This window comes from Streptomyces sp. NPDC054770 (genome assembly GCF_053611985.1).
Genome location: NZ_JBSHBL010000090.1, coordinates 1 through 14,961, shown reverse-complemented (window position 1 = coordinate 14,961; position 14,961 = coordinate 1). Strand labels below are relative to the sequence as shown.

Here is a 14,961-nt window from a genome sequence, read left to right as displayed (position 1 = left end):
GCGTCCGCTCCATGGACAGCGGTACGGGCAGCGGATTCGACACCCAGGGCGCCGGGATCACCGTGCAGCGGGCGCTGGAGCTGCCCGCGCTGCGCAGCGGGCTCCCGGAGATCCTGGCGGGCGCCGACCGACTGGGCCGCACCGTGCGCTGGGTGCACGCCGGCGAGGTGCCGAACATCGCCTCGCTGCTGAAGGGCGGCGAGCTGCTGCTCACCACCGGCTACGGCCTGGGCACCCGGCCGAACGAGCAGCGGGCGTTCGTCCGCACCCTCGCCGAGCGGGGCATCGCCGCCCTGGTGGTGGAGCTGGGCGCACGGTTCTCCCGGCTGCCGGCCACCCTCGTGGACACCGCCCGCGCGACCGGGCTGCCGCTGGTCGTGCTGCACCGCGAGGTGCCGTTCGTGACGGTGACGGAGGAGATCCACACCGAGATCGTCAACCACCACTACGCCCTGCTCCAGCGCGCCGAGGAGGTGCACCGCCGCTGCACCGAGGCCCTGCTGGGCGGCGGCGGGGTCCCCCAGGTGCTCGCCATCCTGGCCGACTTCAGCGGCAACCCGGTCTTCCTGGAGACCACCGACGGCCAGCTGCTGTACGCCGCCGGGTCGGGTCCCGAGGGGGCCGATCCGCTCCAGGTGTGGGAGGGGCTGCGCGGCCAGCACAAGGACGCGCCGCCGCCGACCGGGGTGGTCCTGGTGGACGTGCCGGGCGGCGGTCCGGGGACCGGCTCGGTGCGCGCCCGGCTGGTCCTGCTCCCGGTCCGCGGGCCGCTGGCCCCCGTGCACCGCATCGCCGCCGAGCGGGCCGCGGGCATCCTGGCCGTCGTCCTGATGCAGGCCCGCCAGGAGGAGGAGCTGGCGGCACGCGGGCGCGGCGACTTCCTGACCGACCTGGCCGAGGGACGGATCACCGCGGAGGACGCCCCGGCGCAGGCCCGGGTCCTCGGCTTCAAGCCGGGCGGCAGCCCACTGCTGCCGGTGGTCATGCGGGTCGGCGACTCCCTGTCCCCGGACTCTCCGGGCAGGGGCTGGGCGGTGCTGGCCCGCGCGGTCGGCGAGGAGCTGGCGGCCGTGGGCGCCCCGGTCCTGCTGGGCGTACGACCGGTCGAGGGCCGGGTGCCGCTGCTCCTGGGCCTGCGCTCGGAGGCGGAGCGGACGACGGTCGCGGACCGGGTCGCGGCCGCGCTCAGGGCGGGGGTGGAACGCGCCGGGATGCAACGCCGCGGGGCCGCTCCCCCGGTCGTGGTGGTCGGGGCGGCCGGCGGCTGGGCGGCCGCGTCGGCGGGCCTGCGGCACGCGGCCGAGACGGCGACGGCGGCCCAGGGCCTGCCCGACCGGCCCTGGTACGACGCCCGCAGCCTCGACATCGACCTGCTCCTGTGGCGGCTGCGCGACCACCCCGATCTGGCGGCCTTCGTCGACCGGGCGATCGGCCCGCTCCGCGACCACGACCAACGCTCCAAGCCGCCGCTGCTGCCCACCCTGGAGACCTATCTGGCGCACGCGGGCCGCAAGGCGGAGACGGCCCGTGAACTCCACCTCAACCGGCAGACCCTCTACAACCGCCTCGCCCGCATCGGGGAGTTGCTGGGCACGGACCTCGACGACCCGCAGGTGGTCCTGGCGTTGAGCCTGGCCCTGAGGGCACGCCGGCACGCCCCCTAGGGCAGTCCGGCGTCACAGCCTCACGGTTTCACGGCCTCACGGCAGCGGCCGGGGCTGTGTCAACTCGTCGTAGACGCTGAGCACTTGGGCGACGGTCTCGTCCTCCGTGGGCCAGCTCGCCGCCTGTCGGGTACCCCGCTCGCGCAGCTCGGCACAGCGCTCGGGGTCGTCGAGGAGCCGTACGACGGCGCGGGCGAGGGCCGGTGCGTCGCCGTAGGCGACCAGCTCGGCCGCGTCCCCGACCAGGTCGGGGATACCGCCGACGGCGGTCGCGACGAGCGGCACGCGCGCGTGCAGGGCCTCCTGCGCGAGGACGGAACGGGACTCCCAACTGCTGGGCAGCAGCGCCAGGTCGGCGGCGGCGAGCAGCTCGGCGACGTCGTCACGGCGCCCGATCAGCCGCACCGGCAGTTCCTCGTCCTCGATCCGCCGCTGCAACGCCGCACGCAACGGCCCCTCGCCCGCGATGACGAGGAGCGGCACCGGATCGAGCCGGCACCAGGCACGCGCCGCGTCCAGCAAGACGTCGTAGCCGCGGTGCCGGTCGAGGGAGCCGACGGCGATGAGCAACGGCCTGCCCATGGCGCCGAGTTCGGCCCGGACCTTGGGCCGTAGCAGCTCTGCCTCGTCCTGGTCCACGAGCCGCCGCGGACCCGGCAGTGCCACCGCGGCGAGCCGGGCGTCCCGGGCACCGGTACGGCGGGCGCGGTCCACCAGGTCGGAGGTGGTCCCGAGCACCACGGCGGCGGCCCGCGCCACCCGCCGCTCCAGCAGCCGCAGCAGATGGGCCCGGGCACCCTCGGCATGCGCGCGGTTGTGCCAGGTGACGATCAGCGGGGTGCTGCGGCCGCTCAGCGCCAGCACCGCGCGGAAGGAGGCGTGCAGGCCGTGCGCGTGCACCAGGTCGGCGTCCGTGCAGGCGGCACGGAGCGCCGCGACCGAGCCCGGGTCACTGCTGCGCGGTACGTGCACATGGTCGGCGCCGACGTCCGAGAAGCCGTAGGCGCGATCGGCCTCGGCGGGGGCGCACACCGTGACCCGCACGCCCCGCGCGACGAGGCCGGCGGCCAGCGACCGCACGTGCGCACTGCTGCCGGCGTTGCCGCCGCCCAGCACCTGCACGGTGCGCAGCGGCGACTGACCGTGCGGTGCGTTGCTGCTCACGGGGCTCACGCGGCCGGGACTCCTGGTTCGGCGTGGGGTGGTCACGAGGGAACGTACAGAAGGTATCGGGGCCGAGGGTGTCACCGCGCGCGCCTCCCCCGGACACCGCGTTCCCCTCAAGGATGCCAGTACACAAGGGTGTTCCGGGCACTCCGAGAAGGCACATACCGAGGCGGGCCGGGGCAATGCGCCGGAGCGTGTCACCCGGGAGGGTGACGAAAACGCCGCTGCGGAGGAGCGTTGCCCGTGCGGGACGCATGTCGCCCCGCCGCCCGTCCTCCTCCTGCTCCCGTCGGCGGTCCGCCCGTCAGCGGTCCGCCCGTGCCGTCGCCAGCAGTTCCTCCGCGTGCGCCCGTGCCGTCTCCGAGTCCTCCTGGCCGGCCAGCATGCGGGACAGCTCCCGCACCCGCTCCTCGCCCTCCAGGACCTTCACGCCCGAGCGGGTGACCGAGCCGTCGTTGGTCTTCTCGACGAGCAGCTGCCGGTCGGCGAAGGCGGCGACCTGGGGAAGGTGGGTGACGACGACCACCTGCGCGGACTTGGCGAGCTTGGCCAGGCGCCGCCCGATCTCCACCGCGGCCTTGCCGCCGACACCCGCGTCGACCTCGTCGAAGAGGTACGTCGGGACCGGGTCCGTACCCGCGAAGACGACCTCCACCGCGAGCATCACCCGAGACAGCTCACCGCCGGACGCGCCCTTGGCGATGGGGCGGGGCGGGGCGCCGGGGTGCGGGGCGAGCAGCAGCTCGACCTCGTCGGCGCCCGACGGGCCGTAGGCCACCGCCCGGCCGCCGACCTCCACGCCCTCCGGGTCCTCGGCCTGCCGGATGGCGAAGGACACGCGCGCGTGCGGCATCGCGAGGGATCCCAGCTCGGCGGTGACGGCGGCCGCGAAGCGTTCCGCGGCCTCGGTCCGCGCATCGGTCAAGGCCTGTGCGAGACCACCCAGTTCCGCACGAAGGGCATCCCGCTCGGCGGTGAGTTCGTCGATCCGCTCGTCGTCGCCGTCGAGTTCGGTCAGCCGCGCGGCGCCCCGCTCGGCCCACTCCAGCACCGCGTCGATGTCCGAGCCGTACTTGCGGGTGAGCGCGGTGAGCGCGGCGCGCCGCTCCTCCACGGCCGCGAGCCGCAGCGGATCGGCGTCCAGGTCGTCGGCGTACCCGGCGAGTTCCCCCGCCACGTCGCCGAGCAGGATCCCGACCTCGCCGATCCGGTCGGCGAGCGCGGCCAGCGCCGGATCGTGCGAGCGGACGGCCTCCAGGGCCCGGTGGGCGCCCGCGACGAGGGTGGCCGCGTCGATGCCCTCGGGGTCCTCCGGGTTGCCCGCGAGCGCGGAGTGCGCGGCGGTCGCGGCGGACGACAGCGCCTCGGCGTGCCCGAGCCGCTCCGCCTCCTCGGCCAGCTCCACGTCCTCGCCGGCCCGCGGCTCGACCGCCGCGATCTCGTCCAGCCCGTAGCGCAGCATGTCGGCTTCCTGAGCCCGCTCACGCGCGCGCGTGACGATCTCCTCCAGCTCGACCGCGACGGCCCGCAGCCGCCGGTAGGCCTCGCCGTACTTGGCGAGCGGCACGGCGACCCCGTCGCCCGCGTACCGGTCGAGGGCCTGCCGCTGCCGGGACAGTTTCAGCAGTCCCTGCTGGTCGGTCTGCCCGTGCACGGCCACCAGGTCGTCGGCGAGCTCGGCGAGCAGCCCCACGGGCACGCTCCGCCCGCCCAGGTGCGCCCGCGAGCGCCCCTCGGCGGAAACGGTACGGCTGAGCAGCAGCGCCCCGTCGTCCAGCTCGGCACCGGCCTCCTCGGCCCGTACCGCCGCCGAGGCTCCGGCGGGCACGGTGACCCGCCCCTCGACAACCGCCTTCTCGGACCCGATCCGCACGAGCGCGGGATCGGCCCGCCCACCGAGCAGCAGCCCCAGGCTGGTGACCACCATGGTCTTGCCCGCACCGGTCTCACCGGTGACGGCCGTGAACCCGGGCGACAACTCGACGACGGCATCGTCGATGACTCCGAGGGACCGTATCCGCATTTCTTCCAGCACGGGGAAGACCTTACGAGGTCGAGCCGACGAAGTGCGAGGCCCCCTGTCACCCGGGCGAGTGGAGAAACCGCAAGGGCCGGTCACCGGAGAGTGGAGGCGCCCCAAGGGCCACGGGACTGTGCCGATATGCGGCCACCTCCACACCCCGGCGAGTGAGCCAACCAAGGGGCGCGGGGAACTGCGCGATCAGCCCCCACGCACCCGCACCCGCCGACGCACCGAAACCGGCCCCCACGTACCGCTAGTGCGGCGCCCCCCGCCATCCAGAGACCGGCAACGCGAACTTGGCCACCAACCGGTCCGTGAACGACGCATGGTGCAGCCGCGCCAGCCGCACCGGCACCGCCCCCCGCCGCACCTCCACCCGCGCCCCCGGCGGCAGCTCCACCGTCCGCCGTCCGTCACACCACAGCACCCCCGGCTGGATGTGCGGCAGCACCTCCACCGCGAGCACCGAGTCCGGCGAGGTCACCAGCGGCTTCGCGAACAGCGCGTGCGCGGAGATCGGCACCATCAGCAGCGCCTCCACCTCCGGCCACACCACCGGCCCGCCCGCCGAGAACGCGTACGCCGTCGACCCGGTCGGCGTCGACAGGACGATCCCGTCGCAGCCGAACCCCGTCACCGGCCGCCCGTCGATCTCCAGCACGACCTCAAGCAGCTTCTCGGCGCCCGCCTTCTGCACCGCCGCCTCGTTCAGCGCCCAGTCGGTGTGCACGATGTCCCCGTTGCGGTGCACCACGACGTCGACGGTCATCCGCTCCTCGACCTCGTACGCCCTGCTCACCACCCGGTCCACGACCTTGTCGAGGTCGTCCCGCTCGGCCTCCGCGAGGAACCCGACACTCCCGAGGTTGACGCCGAGCATCGGCACCCCGGAGGCCCGCGCGAACTCGGCGCCGCGCAGCAGCGTCCCGTCACCGCCGAGCACGATGAGCAGCTCGCAGCCGTCGAGACTGTGCGGCGACGCCTCCTCGACGAGTTCGACCTCCTCGGGCAGCGGCAGGTCGCGGGCCTCGAAATCCAGGACCCGTACGCCGACCCCGGCCGCCAGCAGCCCCTTCACCACGAGTTCGGCGCTGCGGATCGCGGCAGGCCGCCCGGTGTGGGCCAGCAGGAAAACAGTACGAGCTCGGTTCTGTGTCAACGCGGCCCCTCCGCCACTGCACGGTCAACGTCGGCCGGATCCAACTGGGGTGCGCCGGCCCGCAGCCACAGAAAGTACTCGACATTGCCGGACGGCCCGGGCAGCGGACTGGCGGTGACACCCTTCACCCCGAGCCCCAGCTCCCACGCCTTCCCGGCAACCCCCCGCACGGCCTCCGCCCGCAGCTGCGGACTCCGTACGACTCCCCCGCTGCCCAGCCTCTCCTTGCCCACCTCGAACTGCGGCTTGACCATCATCACCAGGTCGGCGTCCGCCTTCACGCACCGCGCCAGGGCCGGCAGCACCAGCCCGAGCGGGATGAAGGACAGATCACCCACGACAAGATCCACAGGCTCCCCATCGATCGCTTCAAGCGTCAACTCGCGTACGTTCGTACGGTCCTTGACGGTGACGCGTTCATCGCTCCGGAGAGACCACGCGAGTTGTCCGTATCCGACGTCGACGGCGACGACCTGCGCGGCCCCCGCCCGCAGCAGCACATCGGTGAACCCGCCGGTCGACGCACCGGCGTCCAGCGCCCGCCGCCCCTCGACCGCCAGCCCCTGCGGCACGAACGCCGCCAGCGCGCCCGCGAGCTTGTGCCCGCCCCGGGACACGTACTCGGGATCGCTGTCGTCGCTCTGTACGACGATGGCCGCGGCGGTCTCCACCTGGGTGGCCGGCTTGGTCGCGAGGGACTTGCCGACGGTGACCCGCCCGGCGGCGATCAGCTGGCTTGCGTGCTCGCGCGAGCGCGCCAGCTTCCGGCGGACCAGCTCCGCGTCCAGACGGCGACGTGCGACTCCTGCCACGGTGGGTTCAGCTCCTGCTCTGGTGGTACGACGGTGCGGGCGGCCGGCTGCCGTGCGGCGGTGCCGGCGCCGGAGGTCCCGGAGGTCCCGGAGGTCCCTGGCGGACGTCGAGCGCGGTCAGCGCGTCGCGCAGCCCCCGGTGTACATCCTCGTACACCTCCAGATGCCCGTCCGTGGCGAGGTGGTCGGCGTCGGCCAGCCGGTCGAGCTGAGCGTCCACCTCTGCGTTGCCGGTGGGGGTGCGGGGGACGTTCAGCGGGGCGGGGGCGGCGGGGTCGTACTCGGGTTCGACGGCAGCCGCTTCCTCGGCCTCCGTCACCGGGGCCGCCACCAGGTCCTCGGGCACAGAGTCGGTCATGCCCCGACGCTACCTCGAACCGCTGGGGTACCGTCGATCGCGATGGCCACGATCGAGGAGTGCCGCGCCGCGCTCGACAAGCTCTCGCACAACATGGGTGGTGCCGAGGGCGACGTCCGTGCGGCCGCCGCCATGGACCGCACGGTGAGCTGCCACATCACCGACCTGGACGTCACCTTCGCCGGCCGGCTCACCGGCGGCCGGATCGACGTCGAGGAGACGTTCCCCGGTCCGCCGCGCGAGAAGGCGCAGATCAGACTCGCCATGGCCGGCGACGACCTGACGGCCCTGGTCGACGGCGAACTGAACTTCGCCGGGGCCTGGGGTTCGGGCCGGGTGCGGCTGGAGGCCAACCTGCTGGACCTGTTCCGGCTCAGGAAGTTGCTGTGACCCTGGCCTTCCGGGCCGCCGGCACCACCAGCGGGGTCCCCGTCTCCGGGTCGTCGATGATCTGACAGCGCAGCCCGAAGACCTCCGCCACCAGCTCCGCGGTGACGATGTCGTTCGGGGCGCCCTCGGCGACGATCCGGCCGCTCTTGAGCGCGATCAGGTGGGTGGCGTAGCGAGCCGCGTGGTTGAGGTCGTGCAGCACGGCGACCAGCGTCCGCCCCTGCTCCTCGTGGAGTTCGGCACACAGGTCGAGGACGTCGATCTGGTGCTGGATGTCCAGGTAGGTGGTCGGCTCGTCGAGGAGCAGCAGCGGGGTCTGCTGGGCGAGCGCCATGGCGATCCAGACGCGCTGCCGCTGGCCGCCGGAGAGTTCGTCCACGTACCGGTCGGCGAGTTCGGCGACGCCGGTCTGCTCCATCGACTCCTGGACGACCCGCTCGTCCTCGGCGGACCACTGGCGCAGGATGCCCTGGTGCGGGTAGCGGCCGCGGCCGACCAGGTCGCCGACGGTGATGCCGTCGGGTGCGATGGAGGACTGCGGGAGCAGGCCGAGGGTGCGGGCGACCTTCTTCGCGGGCATCGACTGGATGGCCTGGCCGTCGAGCAGCACCCGGCCCTGGCTGGGCCTGAGCATCCGGGACAGGGCGCGCAGCAGCGTCGACTTGCCGCAGGCGTTGGGGCCGACGATCACCGTGAAGGAGTTGTCGGGGATCTCCACCGACAGCTGCTCGGCGATGACGCGCTGGTCATAGGCGAGGGTGACGTTCTCGGCGGACAGGCGGTTCACGGTGCTCCTCTTGCTGTCTGGCTCACTGTCTGACTGGGGGGTCGCGCTCATATCCGGCCCGCCCGGCGTTCGGTGACGAGGAGCCAGAGCAGATAGACCCCGCCGAGGACGCCGGTGACCACGCCGACGGGCAGCTGGTCGGCGCCGAAGGCGCGCTGCGAGGCCCAGTCGGCGGTGACCAGCAGGGCGGCGCCCATGCAGAGGGAGGGCACCAGGTTGGGGCCGGGCGAGCGGGTGAGGCGCCGGGCGAGCTGGGGGGCGGTGAGGGCCACGAAGCTGACGGGACCCGCGGCGGCGGTGGCGGCCGCGGTCAGCAGGACGGCGGCCACCATCAGCAGCAGCCGCACCCGCTCCACCCGTACCCCGAGGGCGTTCGACACGTCGTCGCCCATCTCCATCATCCGCAGGCCCCGCGCGTTGACGAGGACCAGCGGGACGAGGACCGCGCACAGCGCGAGCAGCGGCCGGACCTGGCTCCAGTCACGGCCGTCGAGGGTGCCGGTCATCCAGACCACCGCGCGGGTCGCGTCGACCAGGTCGGCCTTGGTGAGGAGGTAGCCGTTGACCGCGGTGACGACCGCGGAGACGCCGATGCCGACCAGGACCAGCCGGTAGCCGTGCACGCCCTGCTTCCAGGCGAGCAGGTAGATGGCGAGGCCGGTCACCAGACCGCCGATGAGCGCGCCGACGGTGACCTGGGCGGCGGTCCCGGACAGCAGCACGATGACGACGAGCGCGCCGGAGGTGGCGCCCTGCGAGAGGCCGAGGACGTCCGGGCTGCCCAGCGGGTTGCGGGAGATCGACTGGAACAGCGCGCCGCCGAGCCCGAGCGAGGCGCCGACCAGCAGACCGACCAGGACCCGCGGCAGGCGCAGCTCGTTGACGATGAAGTCCTGCGCGGCGGTGCCGTTCCCGGCCAGGGTCTTCAGCACGTCGCCGAAGGAGATCGGGAAGTCCCCGGTGCCGATCAGCACGACACTCGCGGCGGCCGCGGCCAGCAGCAGCGCGACCACGACGACCAGCGCGCGCACGTCGGTCCGCAGGGAGAGCCCGCCGGGGGTGCGCAGGGTACGCGTGTTCCTCACAGCTGGGCCGTCCTCCGCCGTCGTACCAGAAGAATGAAGACCGGCCCGCCGATGACCGCGGTGACGATGCCGACCTGGAGCTCCGCGGGGCGGGCCACGATCCGGCCGATGACATCGGCGCCGAGCAGCAGCACGGGCGACAGCACCGTCGCGTAGGGCAGGATCCAGCGCAGGTCGGGGCCGGTGAACGAGCGCACGACGTGCGGGACCATCAGGCCGACGAAGGCGATCGGGCCGCAGGCGGCGGTGGCGGCACCGCACAGCACGGTGGCGGCCAGCATGGCGAGGGCCCGGGTACGGCCCAGGTTCGCGCCGAGGGCACGGGCGGTGTCGTCGCCCATCGCCACCGCGTTCAGCGGCCGGGCCAGGCCGAGGGCGAGCAGGGTACCGGCCGCGAGGAACGGCAGCACCTGCAGGATCGTCGAGTTGCTCGCCGAGGCCAGCGAACCCACCGTCCAGAAGCGCAGCTTGTTGAGTGCCGCGTCGTCCGTGATCATCACGGCCTGGAGGTAGCCGTAGAGGGCGGCGCTGATCGCCGTACCCGCCAGCGCGAGCCGGACCGGGGTGGCGCCCCGGCTGCCGCCCAGGAACCACACCAGCGCGCCCACCACGGCCGCCCCGAGGAACGCGAACCACACATAGCCGCTCAGGGTGCTGACGCCGAAGTAGGTGATGGCGGTGACCACCGCGGCCGACGCGCCCGCGTTGATGCCGAGCAGTCCGGGGTCGGCGAGCGGGTTGCGGGTGAGCGCCTGGAGCACCGCCCCGGACAGGCCGAGGGCGGCACCGGCCAGCAGGCCGAGGACGGTCCGCGACAGCCGCGTGTCGACGACGACGTCGCCGTACGTCCCCGTGTCGTGGAACAGGCCGTGCCAGACCTGGTCCAACGGCAGCTCTTTCGCCCCGATCGCGATGCTCGCCAAGGCGACGAGCAGCAGGATCACGACGGAGACGAGGAGCCCGAAGGCCCGCATCGCCCGACGGCTCGGGGGCGCGGGGGCGGTTTCCGCGCGCGGTTCGGGAGGACTGTCGACCAACACGTGGTTAGGTTAGCCTACCCTCGCATCGGGCCTCGATGCCGCGTCGGGGCCTCAGAGCCCCAGCCGCGCCAGTGACTTGCCTCCGTCCAGTTCACAGGAGCCCTCCCCGGCAGCCGTCCAGGCCGCCGCGCACAGCGCCCGCAGCCCGTCGAGCGCCTCACCGTCACCCTCCAGCTCCAGCCGGTCGGCACCCGCCGACGCGGTCCAGCCACCGCACCGGAACCCGTCGCCTTCCGCCGTGACCTCCGGCTGCCCGGTGAGCAGCCCGCGCAGATCGGCGTCGACGTAGGTCGGCCGGTGCCGCGGCGGCGCGGCGAGCAGCTGACGCCCGTCGGTGACGCCGGTGAGCACGAGCAGCGAGTCCACCCCGCCGTTGAACGCACCCTCGATGTCGGTGTCCAGCCGGTCCCCGACCACCAACGGCCGCTCGGCACCCGTCCGCAGGATGGTCTCCCGGTGCATCGGCGGCAGCGGCTTGCCGGCGACCTGCGGCTCGGCCCCCGTCGCGATCCGGACCACCTCCACCGCCGCGCCGTTGCCCGGCGCGATCCCGCGCCCGCTCGGGATCGTCAGATCGGTGTTGGACGCGAACCACGGCACCCCGCGCGCGACGGCGTACGACGCCTCGGCGAACCGCCCCCACGGCAGATCGGGGCCGCCGAACCCCTGCACCACGGCAGCCGGATCGTCGTCCGCCGACTCCACGGGTTCGAGCCCCCGCTCCCGAAGGGCGACCCGCAGCCCCTCCCCGCCGATGACCAGCACCCGCGCCCCGGTCGGCACCTGCTCACTGATCAGCCGCGCCACCGCCTGCGCCGAGGTGATGACATCACCGGCGCCCGTCGGGATCCCCAGCTCGGTGAGATGCTCGGCCACCGCGTCCGGCGTCCGCAGCGCGTTGTTGGTGACGTACGCCAGATGCATCCCGCCCGCGCGGGCGACCTCCAGCGACTCCACGGCGTGCGCGATCGCACTGCCGCCCGCGTACACCACGCCGTCCAGATCGAGCAGCGCCGTGTCATACGCCGTGCTCAGGGCCTGTCCGCTGCCCTCGGGACCAGTCCTGGCGCCCTGGCTCATCCCCATCGCTCCTCGTCACTCCTCGTCGACCCGCCTTGCAGCTTCGATCATCCCGCACGCCACTGACACACGTACGATGCCGGGATGAACACAGCAGGTCACTCGGAAGCAACGGAGCGCCGAGGCCTGGAACTCACCCCGTTCCGAGGCCTTCGCTACGACCCCGACCGGGTCGGCAGCCTCGCCGCCGTCACCTCCCCGCCGTACGACGTCGTCGTACGCCCCGACGGCGTACACCACCTCCAGTCCGCCGACCCGCACAACATCGTCCGCCTCATCCTGCCGCAGGCGGGTACCCCCAGCGCCCAGACCGAACAGGCGGCCGACACCCTGCACCGCTGGCAGGCCGAGGGCATCCTCGCCACGGATCCCGAACCGGGCCTGTACGTCTACGAACAACACGACGGAAACGGCCTGCTCCAGCGCGGGGTCATCGGCGCCCTGCGGGTCTCGGAACCGTCCGAGGGCGTGGTGCTGCCGCACGAGGAGGTCATGCCCCCGGTCGTCGCCGACCGAGCGGCCCTGATGCGTGCCACCTCGGCGAACCTCGAACCCCTCCTGCTCACCTACCGGGGCAACGGCACCACCGCCGAGGTCATCGAACAGGTGGCCGATCGCCCCCCGCTCCTCGCCACCACCACGGAGGACGGTTTCCACCACCGCCTCTGGTCGATCACCGACCCCGCCGAAGTGGCCCTGGTCCAGTCCGACCTTGCCCACCACCAGGCCCTGATCGCCGACGGCCACCACCGCTGGGCCACCTACTTGCGTCTACGCGCGGAGCACACCTCTCCCAGCCCCTGGGACTACGGCCTGGTCCTCCTCGTCGACACGGCCCGCTACCCGCTGCGCGTCCGCGCCATCCACCGCCTGCTGCACGGCCTGCCGGTCGCGGAGGCGCTGGAGCACGTCAAGGGCCTGTTCCGGGTACGCCGGCTCGACGTCCCCCTGCCCGCGGCGCAGGAGGCGCTGGCGGACGCGGCCTCCGCCGGCAACGCGTTCCTGCTGGCCGGCGACGGTGCGTTCCATCTCATCGACCGCCCGGACCCGGACCTCCTGGCCCGCACGATCCCCGACGACCGCCCGGCCGCCTGGCGCACCCTCGACGCCACCGTCCTGCACGCCACGCTCCTCGACCACGTCTGGCGCATCCCCGAGGACTCGCCCGCGCACATCGCGTACATCCACGACACGGCGGCGACCGTCGCCAAGGCCGAACGCGACGGCGGTACGGCCGTCCTCATGCACCCGGTCCGCGAGGAGGTCGTCCGCGACCTGGCCCGCCAGGGCGTGACGATGCCCCGCAAGTCGACGTCCTTCGGCCCGAAGCCGGCATCGGGACTGGTGCTGCGGGCGCTCGACGCCTGACGGAGAGAGGGCAGACCCGGTCGGGGTCTGCCCTCTGCCAGTCACTCGATCACTCGGTCACTCGGTCACTCGGTCACCGAGCTCAGTCCTGCTCGGCCTCGTCCTCGGACTCGGCCTCGGTGCCGACATCGGTCCCGGCCGCGACCTCGGTCTCGGTCTCGGTCTCGGGCTCGGACCCCTCGGCGGTCTCCTCGGACTCCTCCTCGTCCAGAGCGTCGACGAACTCGACCCCGTCCAGCTCGGCCAGCCGGTCGGAGGCGTCCGTGCTGCCGTCCCGGTCGGCCTCGACGGCCTTGGCGAACCACTCGCGGGCCTCGTCGACACGCCCGACGGCAAGCAGGGCGTCGGCGTAGGCGTACCGCAGCCGCGCGGTCCACGGCTGTACGGAGCTGGAGGCCAGCTCGGGGCTCTGCAACGTCACGATCGCCGCGTCCAGCTGCCCCATGTCACGCCGGGCACCGGCGGCGACGAGCCGCATCTCCACCTGGCCGGCCTTGTCGAGCTTGTGCACCTCGGGGGCACCGGCCATGTCCAGCGCCTTCTCCGGCCGCCCGAGCCCACGCTCGCAGTCGGCCATCACCGGCCACAGGTCGACGGTGCCGGTCATACGACGGGCCGCCCGGAACTCGGCGAGCGCCTCGGAGTACTTCTGGTTCGCGTACGCGGCGAACCCGGCCGCCTCGCGTACGGCGGCGACACGGGACGCCAGCCGCAGGGCCACCCTGGAGTAGCCGTAGGCACCCTCGGGGTCCTCGTCGATGAGCCGGGCGACCATCACCAGGTTCTTGGCGACGTCCTCCGCGAGCGTCTTGGGCAGGCTCTGCAACTCCTGCCGTACGTCCTTGTCGATCTCCTCGCCGGTGACGTCCTCGGGGATCGGCAGCCGCTTGATCGGCTCACGGTCCCGGTCGCGCTCCCGCTCGTCACGGAACCGGCCGCCGCCACGCCGGTCGTCACGCCGGTCGTCCCGGCGATCGTCCCGTCCTCGGTAACCGCCACCGCGGTTGTCGTCACGCCGGCCGTAGCCGCCGCCACCGCCGCGGTTGTCGTCACGACGGGGACCACGATCGCGGTCGTCGCGACGCCCGTAGCCACCCCGGTCACCGCCACGGTCGTCACGCTGGAACCCCGGACGAGAACCACGGTTGTCATCACGCCGACCGTAGCCACCGCCACCGGCACCGGCACCGGCACCGGCACCGCCACGGTTGTCGTCACGCCGGTCATCACGACGGAAGCCACCACGATCGTCGCGGTCGTCACGCCGGAAAGGAGGACGGTCGTCACGGCGGTCGTCACGGCGGTCGTCACGGCGGTCGTCACGGCGGTCGTCACGGCGGAAAGCGGGACGGTCACCACGGTCGTCACGACGGGGACCACGATCACGGTCGTCGCGACGCCCGTAGCCACCCCGGTCACCGCCACGATCGTCACGCTGGAACCCCGGACGAGAACCACGGTTGTCATCACGCCGACCGTAGCCACCGCCACCGCCACCGGCACCGGCACCGGCACCGGCACCGCCACGGTTGTCGTCACGCCGGTCATCACGACGGCCGTAACCGCCGCCACTACCGCCACGATTGTCATCACGCCGGTCGTCACGCCGGTCGTCACGCCGGCCATAGCCGCCGCCACTACCACCGCGGTTGTCGTCACGACGGCCGTAACCGCCGCCACTACCACCGCGATTGTCATCGCGTCGGCCGTAACCGCCACGATCCCCACGGTCGTTGCGGTCGCCGCGGTATCCGCCACGCTCGCCGCGGTCACCGCTGTCCCGTCGCCGCTGATCGCGCTCCGGCCGGTCGTCGGGAGAGTTGGTGGACATGGTGACTCCTGTCTTCGGTACCGCAAGCATTGTAAAAACAAAAGGACCCCTGGTCCCAGCTGAACGCTGGGACCAGGGGTCCTCCAAAGATTGTTCGGCGGCGTCCTACTCTCCCACAGGGTCCCCCCTGCAGTACCATCGGCGCTGTAAGGCTTAGCTTCCGGGTTCGGAATGTAACCGGGCGTTTCCCTCACGCT

General features: G+C 73.2%; 14 protein-coding genes and 1 rRNA gene. 3 read left to right on the top strand and 12 right to left on the bottom strand.

The annotated features are described in order from the left end of the window. The first annotated feature begins 11 nt into the window (after positions 1–11). Entirely contained in the window at positions 12–1,664 is a 1,653-nt protein-coding gene (locus ACWGKQ_RS44225) for a PucR family transcriptional regulator (protein WP_453297728.1), read from the top strand. 36 nt (positions 1,665–1,700) lie between these two features. Here ACWGKQ_RS44225 and ACWGKQ_RS44220 read toward each other — a convergent pair whose 3' ends face one another. The 5 genes from ACWGKQ_RS44220 to ACWGKQ_RS44200 all read right to left on the bottom strand — a co-directional run bounded on the left by ACWGKQ_RS44220 (position 1,701) and on the right by ACWGKQ_RS44200 (position 7,183). Further along, on the bottom strand, positions 1,701–2,837 hold the full coding sequence (locus tag ACWGKQ_RS44220; protein ID WP_453297727.1) for a glycosyltransferase family 4 protein: 1,137 nt from the start codon (positions 2,835–2,837) through the stop codon (positions 1,701–1,703). A 298-nt stretch (positions 2,838–3,135) separates the two neighbouring features. Continuing rightward, on the bottom strand, positions 3,136–4,854 hold the full coding sequence (gene recN / locus ACWGKQ_RS44215; RefSeq protein WP_453297751.1) for a DNA repair protein RecN: 1,719 nt from the start codon (positions 4,852–4,854) through the stop codon (positions 3,136–3,138). 253 nt (positions 4,855–5,107) lie between these two features. Next, entirely contained in the window at positions 5,108–6,013 is a 906-nt protein-coding gene (locus tag ACWGKQ_RS44210) for an NAD kinase (protein WP_453297726.1), read from the bottom strand. Continuing rightward, positions 6,010–6,825, bottom strand: a complete 816-nt coding sequence (locus tag ACWGKQ_RS44205) for a TlyA family RNA methyltransferase (protein WP_453297725.1) — start codon at positions 6,823–6,825, stop codon at positions 6,010–6,012. Before ACWGKQ_RS44205 ends, ACWGKQ_RS44210 begins: the two co-directional genes overlap by 4 nt. A gap of 7 nt (positions 6,826–6,832) precedes the next feature. Continuing rightward, positions 6,833–7,183, bottom strand: coding sequence for a hypothetical protein (locus ACWGKQ_RS44200; protein WP_453297724.1), 351 nt, complete (start codon positions 7,181–7,183; stop codon positions 6,833–6,835). 42 nt (positions 7,184–7,225) lie between these two features. On the opposite strand from ACWGKQ_RS44200, the gene ACWGKQ_RS44195 reads away from it, so the two are divergent. Further along, entirely contained in the window at positions 7,226–7,573 is a 348-nt protein-coding gene (locus ACWGKQ_RS44195) for a sterol-binding protein (RefSeq protein ID WP_453297723.1), read from the top strand. Here ACWGKQ_RS44195 and ACWGKQ_RS44190 read toward each other — a convergent pair. From ACWGKQ_RS44190 to ACWGKQ_RS44175, 4 genes are read right to left on the bottom strand one after another with little or no spacing between them, the layout of a single operon-like run. Beyond that, a complete protein-coding gene (locus ACWGKQ_RS44190) occupies positions 7,557–8,411 on the bottom strand; it encodes an ABC transporter ATP-binding protein (RefSeq protein ID WP_453297722.1) in 855 nt (284 codons plus the stop codon). The two genes, ACWGKQ_RS44195 and ACWGKQ_RS44190, sit on opposite strands and share 17 nt — an antisense overlap. Further along, a complete protein-coding gene (locus ACWGKQ_RS44185; RefSeq protein ID WP_453297721.1) occupies positions 8,408–9,445 on the bottom strand; it encodes a FecCD family ABC transporter permease in 1,038 nt (345 codons plus the stop codon). The genes ACWGKQ_RS44190 and ACWGKQ_RS44185 overlap by 4 nt, the downstream gene beginning before the upstream one ends. Continuing rightward, positions 9,442–10,485, bottom strand: a complete 1,044-nt coding sequence (locus ACWGKQ_RS44180; protein ID WP_453297720.1) for a FecCD family ABC transporter permease — start codon at positions 10,483–10,485, stop codon at positions 9,442–9,444. The genes ACWGKQ_RS44185 and ACWGKQ_RS44180 overlap by 4 nt, the downstream gene beginning before the upstream one ends. Positions 10,486–10,536: 51 nt before the next feature. Continuing rightward, positions 10,537–11,565 carry an HAD-IIA family hydrolase gene (locus ACWGKQ_RS44175; protein ID WP_453297719.1) on the bottom strand — a complete coding sequence of 343 codons (1,029 nt, stop codon included), beginning with the start codon at positions 11,563–11,565 and terminating at the stop codon, positions 10,537–10,539. 84 nt (positions 11,566–11,649) lie between these two features. Between ACWGKQ_RS44175 and ACWGKQ_RS44170 the strand changes: the two genes are divergently transcribed. Beyond that, positions 11,650–12,933, top strand: coding sequence for a DUF1015 domain-containing protein (locus ACWGKQ_RS44170; RefSeq protein WP_453297718.1), 1,284 nt, complete (start codon positions 11,650–11,652; stop codon positions 12,931–12,933). A gap of 82 nt (positions 12,934–13,015) precedes the next feature. Here ACWGKQ_RS44170 and ACWGKQ_RS44165 read toward each other — a convergent pair whose 3' ends face one another. The 3 genes from ACWGKQ_RS44165 to rrf all read right to left on the bottom strand — a co-directional run. Further along, positions 13,016–13,816 (bottom strand): tetratricopeptide repeat protein, encoded by an 801-nt coding sequence (locus tag ACWGKQ_RS44165; RefSeq protein WP_453297750.1) that lies wholly within the window; start codon positions 13,814–13,816, stop codon positions 13,016–13,018. After that, the gene (locus ACWGKQ_RS44160; protein ID WP_453297754.1) at positions 13,708–14,691 is read right to left on the bottom strand and encodes a hypothetical protein; all 984 of its coding nucleotides are present in this window, start codon (positions 14,689–14,691) and stop codon (positions 13,708–13,710) included. The genes ACWGKQ_RS44165 and ACWGKQ_RS44160 overlap by 109 nt, the downstream gene beginning before the upstream one ends. Positions 14,692–14,856: 165 nt before the next feature. Continuing rightward, positions 14,857–14,961 (bottom strand): 5S ribosomal RNA (gene rrf / locus ACWGKQ_RS44155); the annotation flags it as partial.

Excerpts from the sequence above, each read along its gene's own strand:
- ACWGKQ_RS44225 (WP_453297728.1), top strand. The coding sequence starts at position 12 with ATGGACAGCGGTACGGGCAGCGGATTCGACACCCAGGGCGCCGGGATC.
- recN (WP_453297751.1), bottom strand. The coding sequence starts at position 4,854 with ATGCGGATACGGTCCCTCGGAGTCATCGACGATGCCGTCGTCGAGTTG.
- ACWGKQ_RS44200 (WP_453297724.1), bottom strand. The coding sequence starts at position 7,183 with ATGACCGACTCTGTGCCCGAGGACCTGGTGGCGGCCCCGGTGACGGAG.
- ACWGKQ_RS44195 (WP_453297723.1), top strand. The coding sequence starts at position 7,226 with ATGGCCACGATCGAGGAGTGCCGCGCCGCGCTCGACAAGCTCTCGCAC.
- ACWGKQ_RS44190 (WP_453297722.1), bottom strand. The coding sequence starts at position 8,411 with ATGAGCGCGACCCCCCAGTCAGACAGTGAGCCAGACAGCAAGAGGAGC.
- ACWGKQ_RS44175 (WP_453297719.1), bottom strand. The coding sequence starts at position 11,565 with ATGAGCCAGGGCGCCAGGACTGGTCCCGAGGGCAGCGGACAGGCCCTG.
- ACWGKQ_RS44170 (WP_453297718.1), top strand. The coding sequence starts at position 11,650 with ATGAACACAGCAGGTCACTCGGAAGCAACGGAGCGCCGAGGCCTGGAA.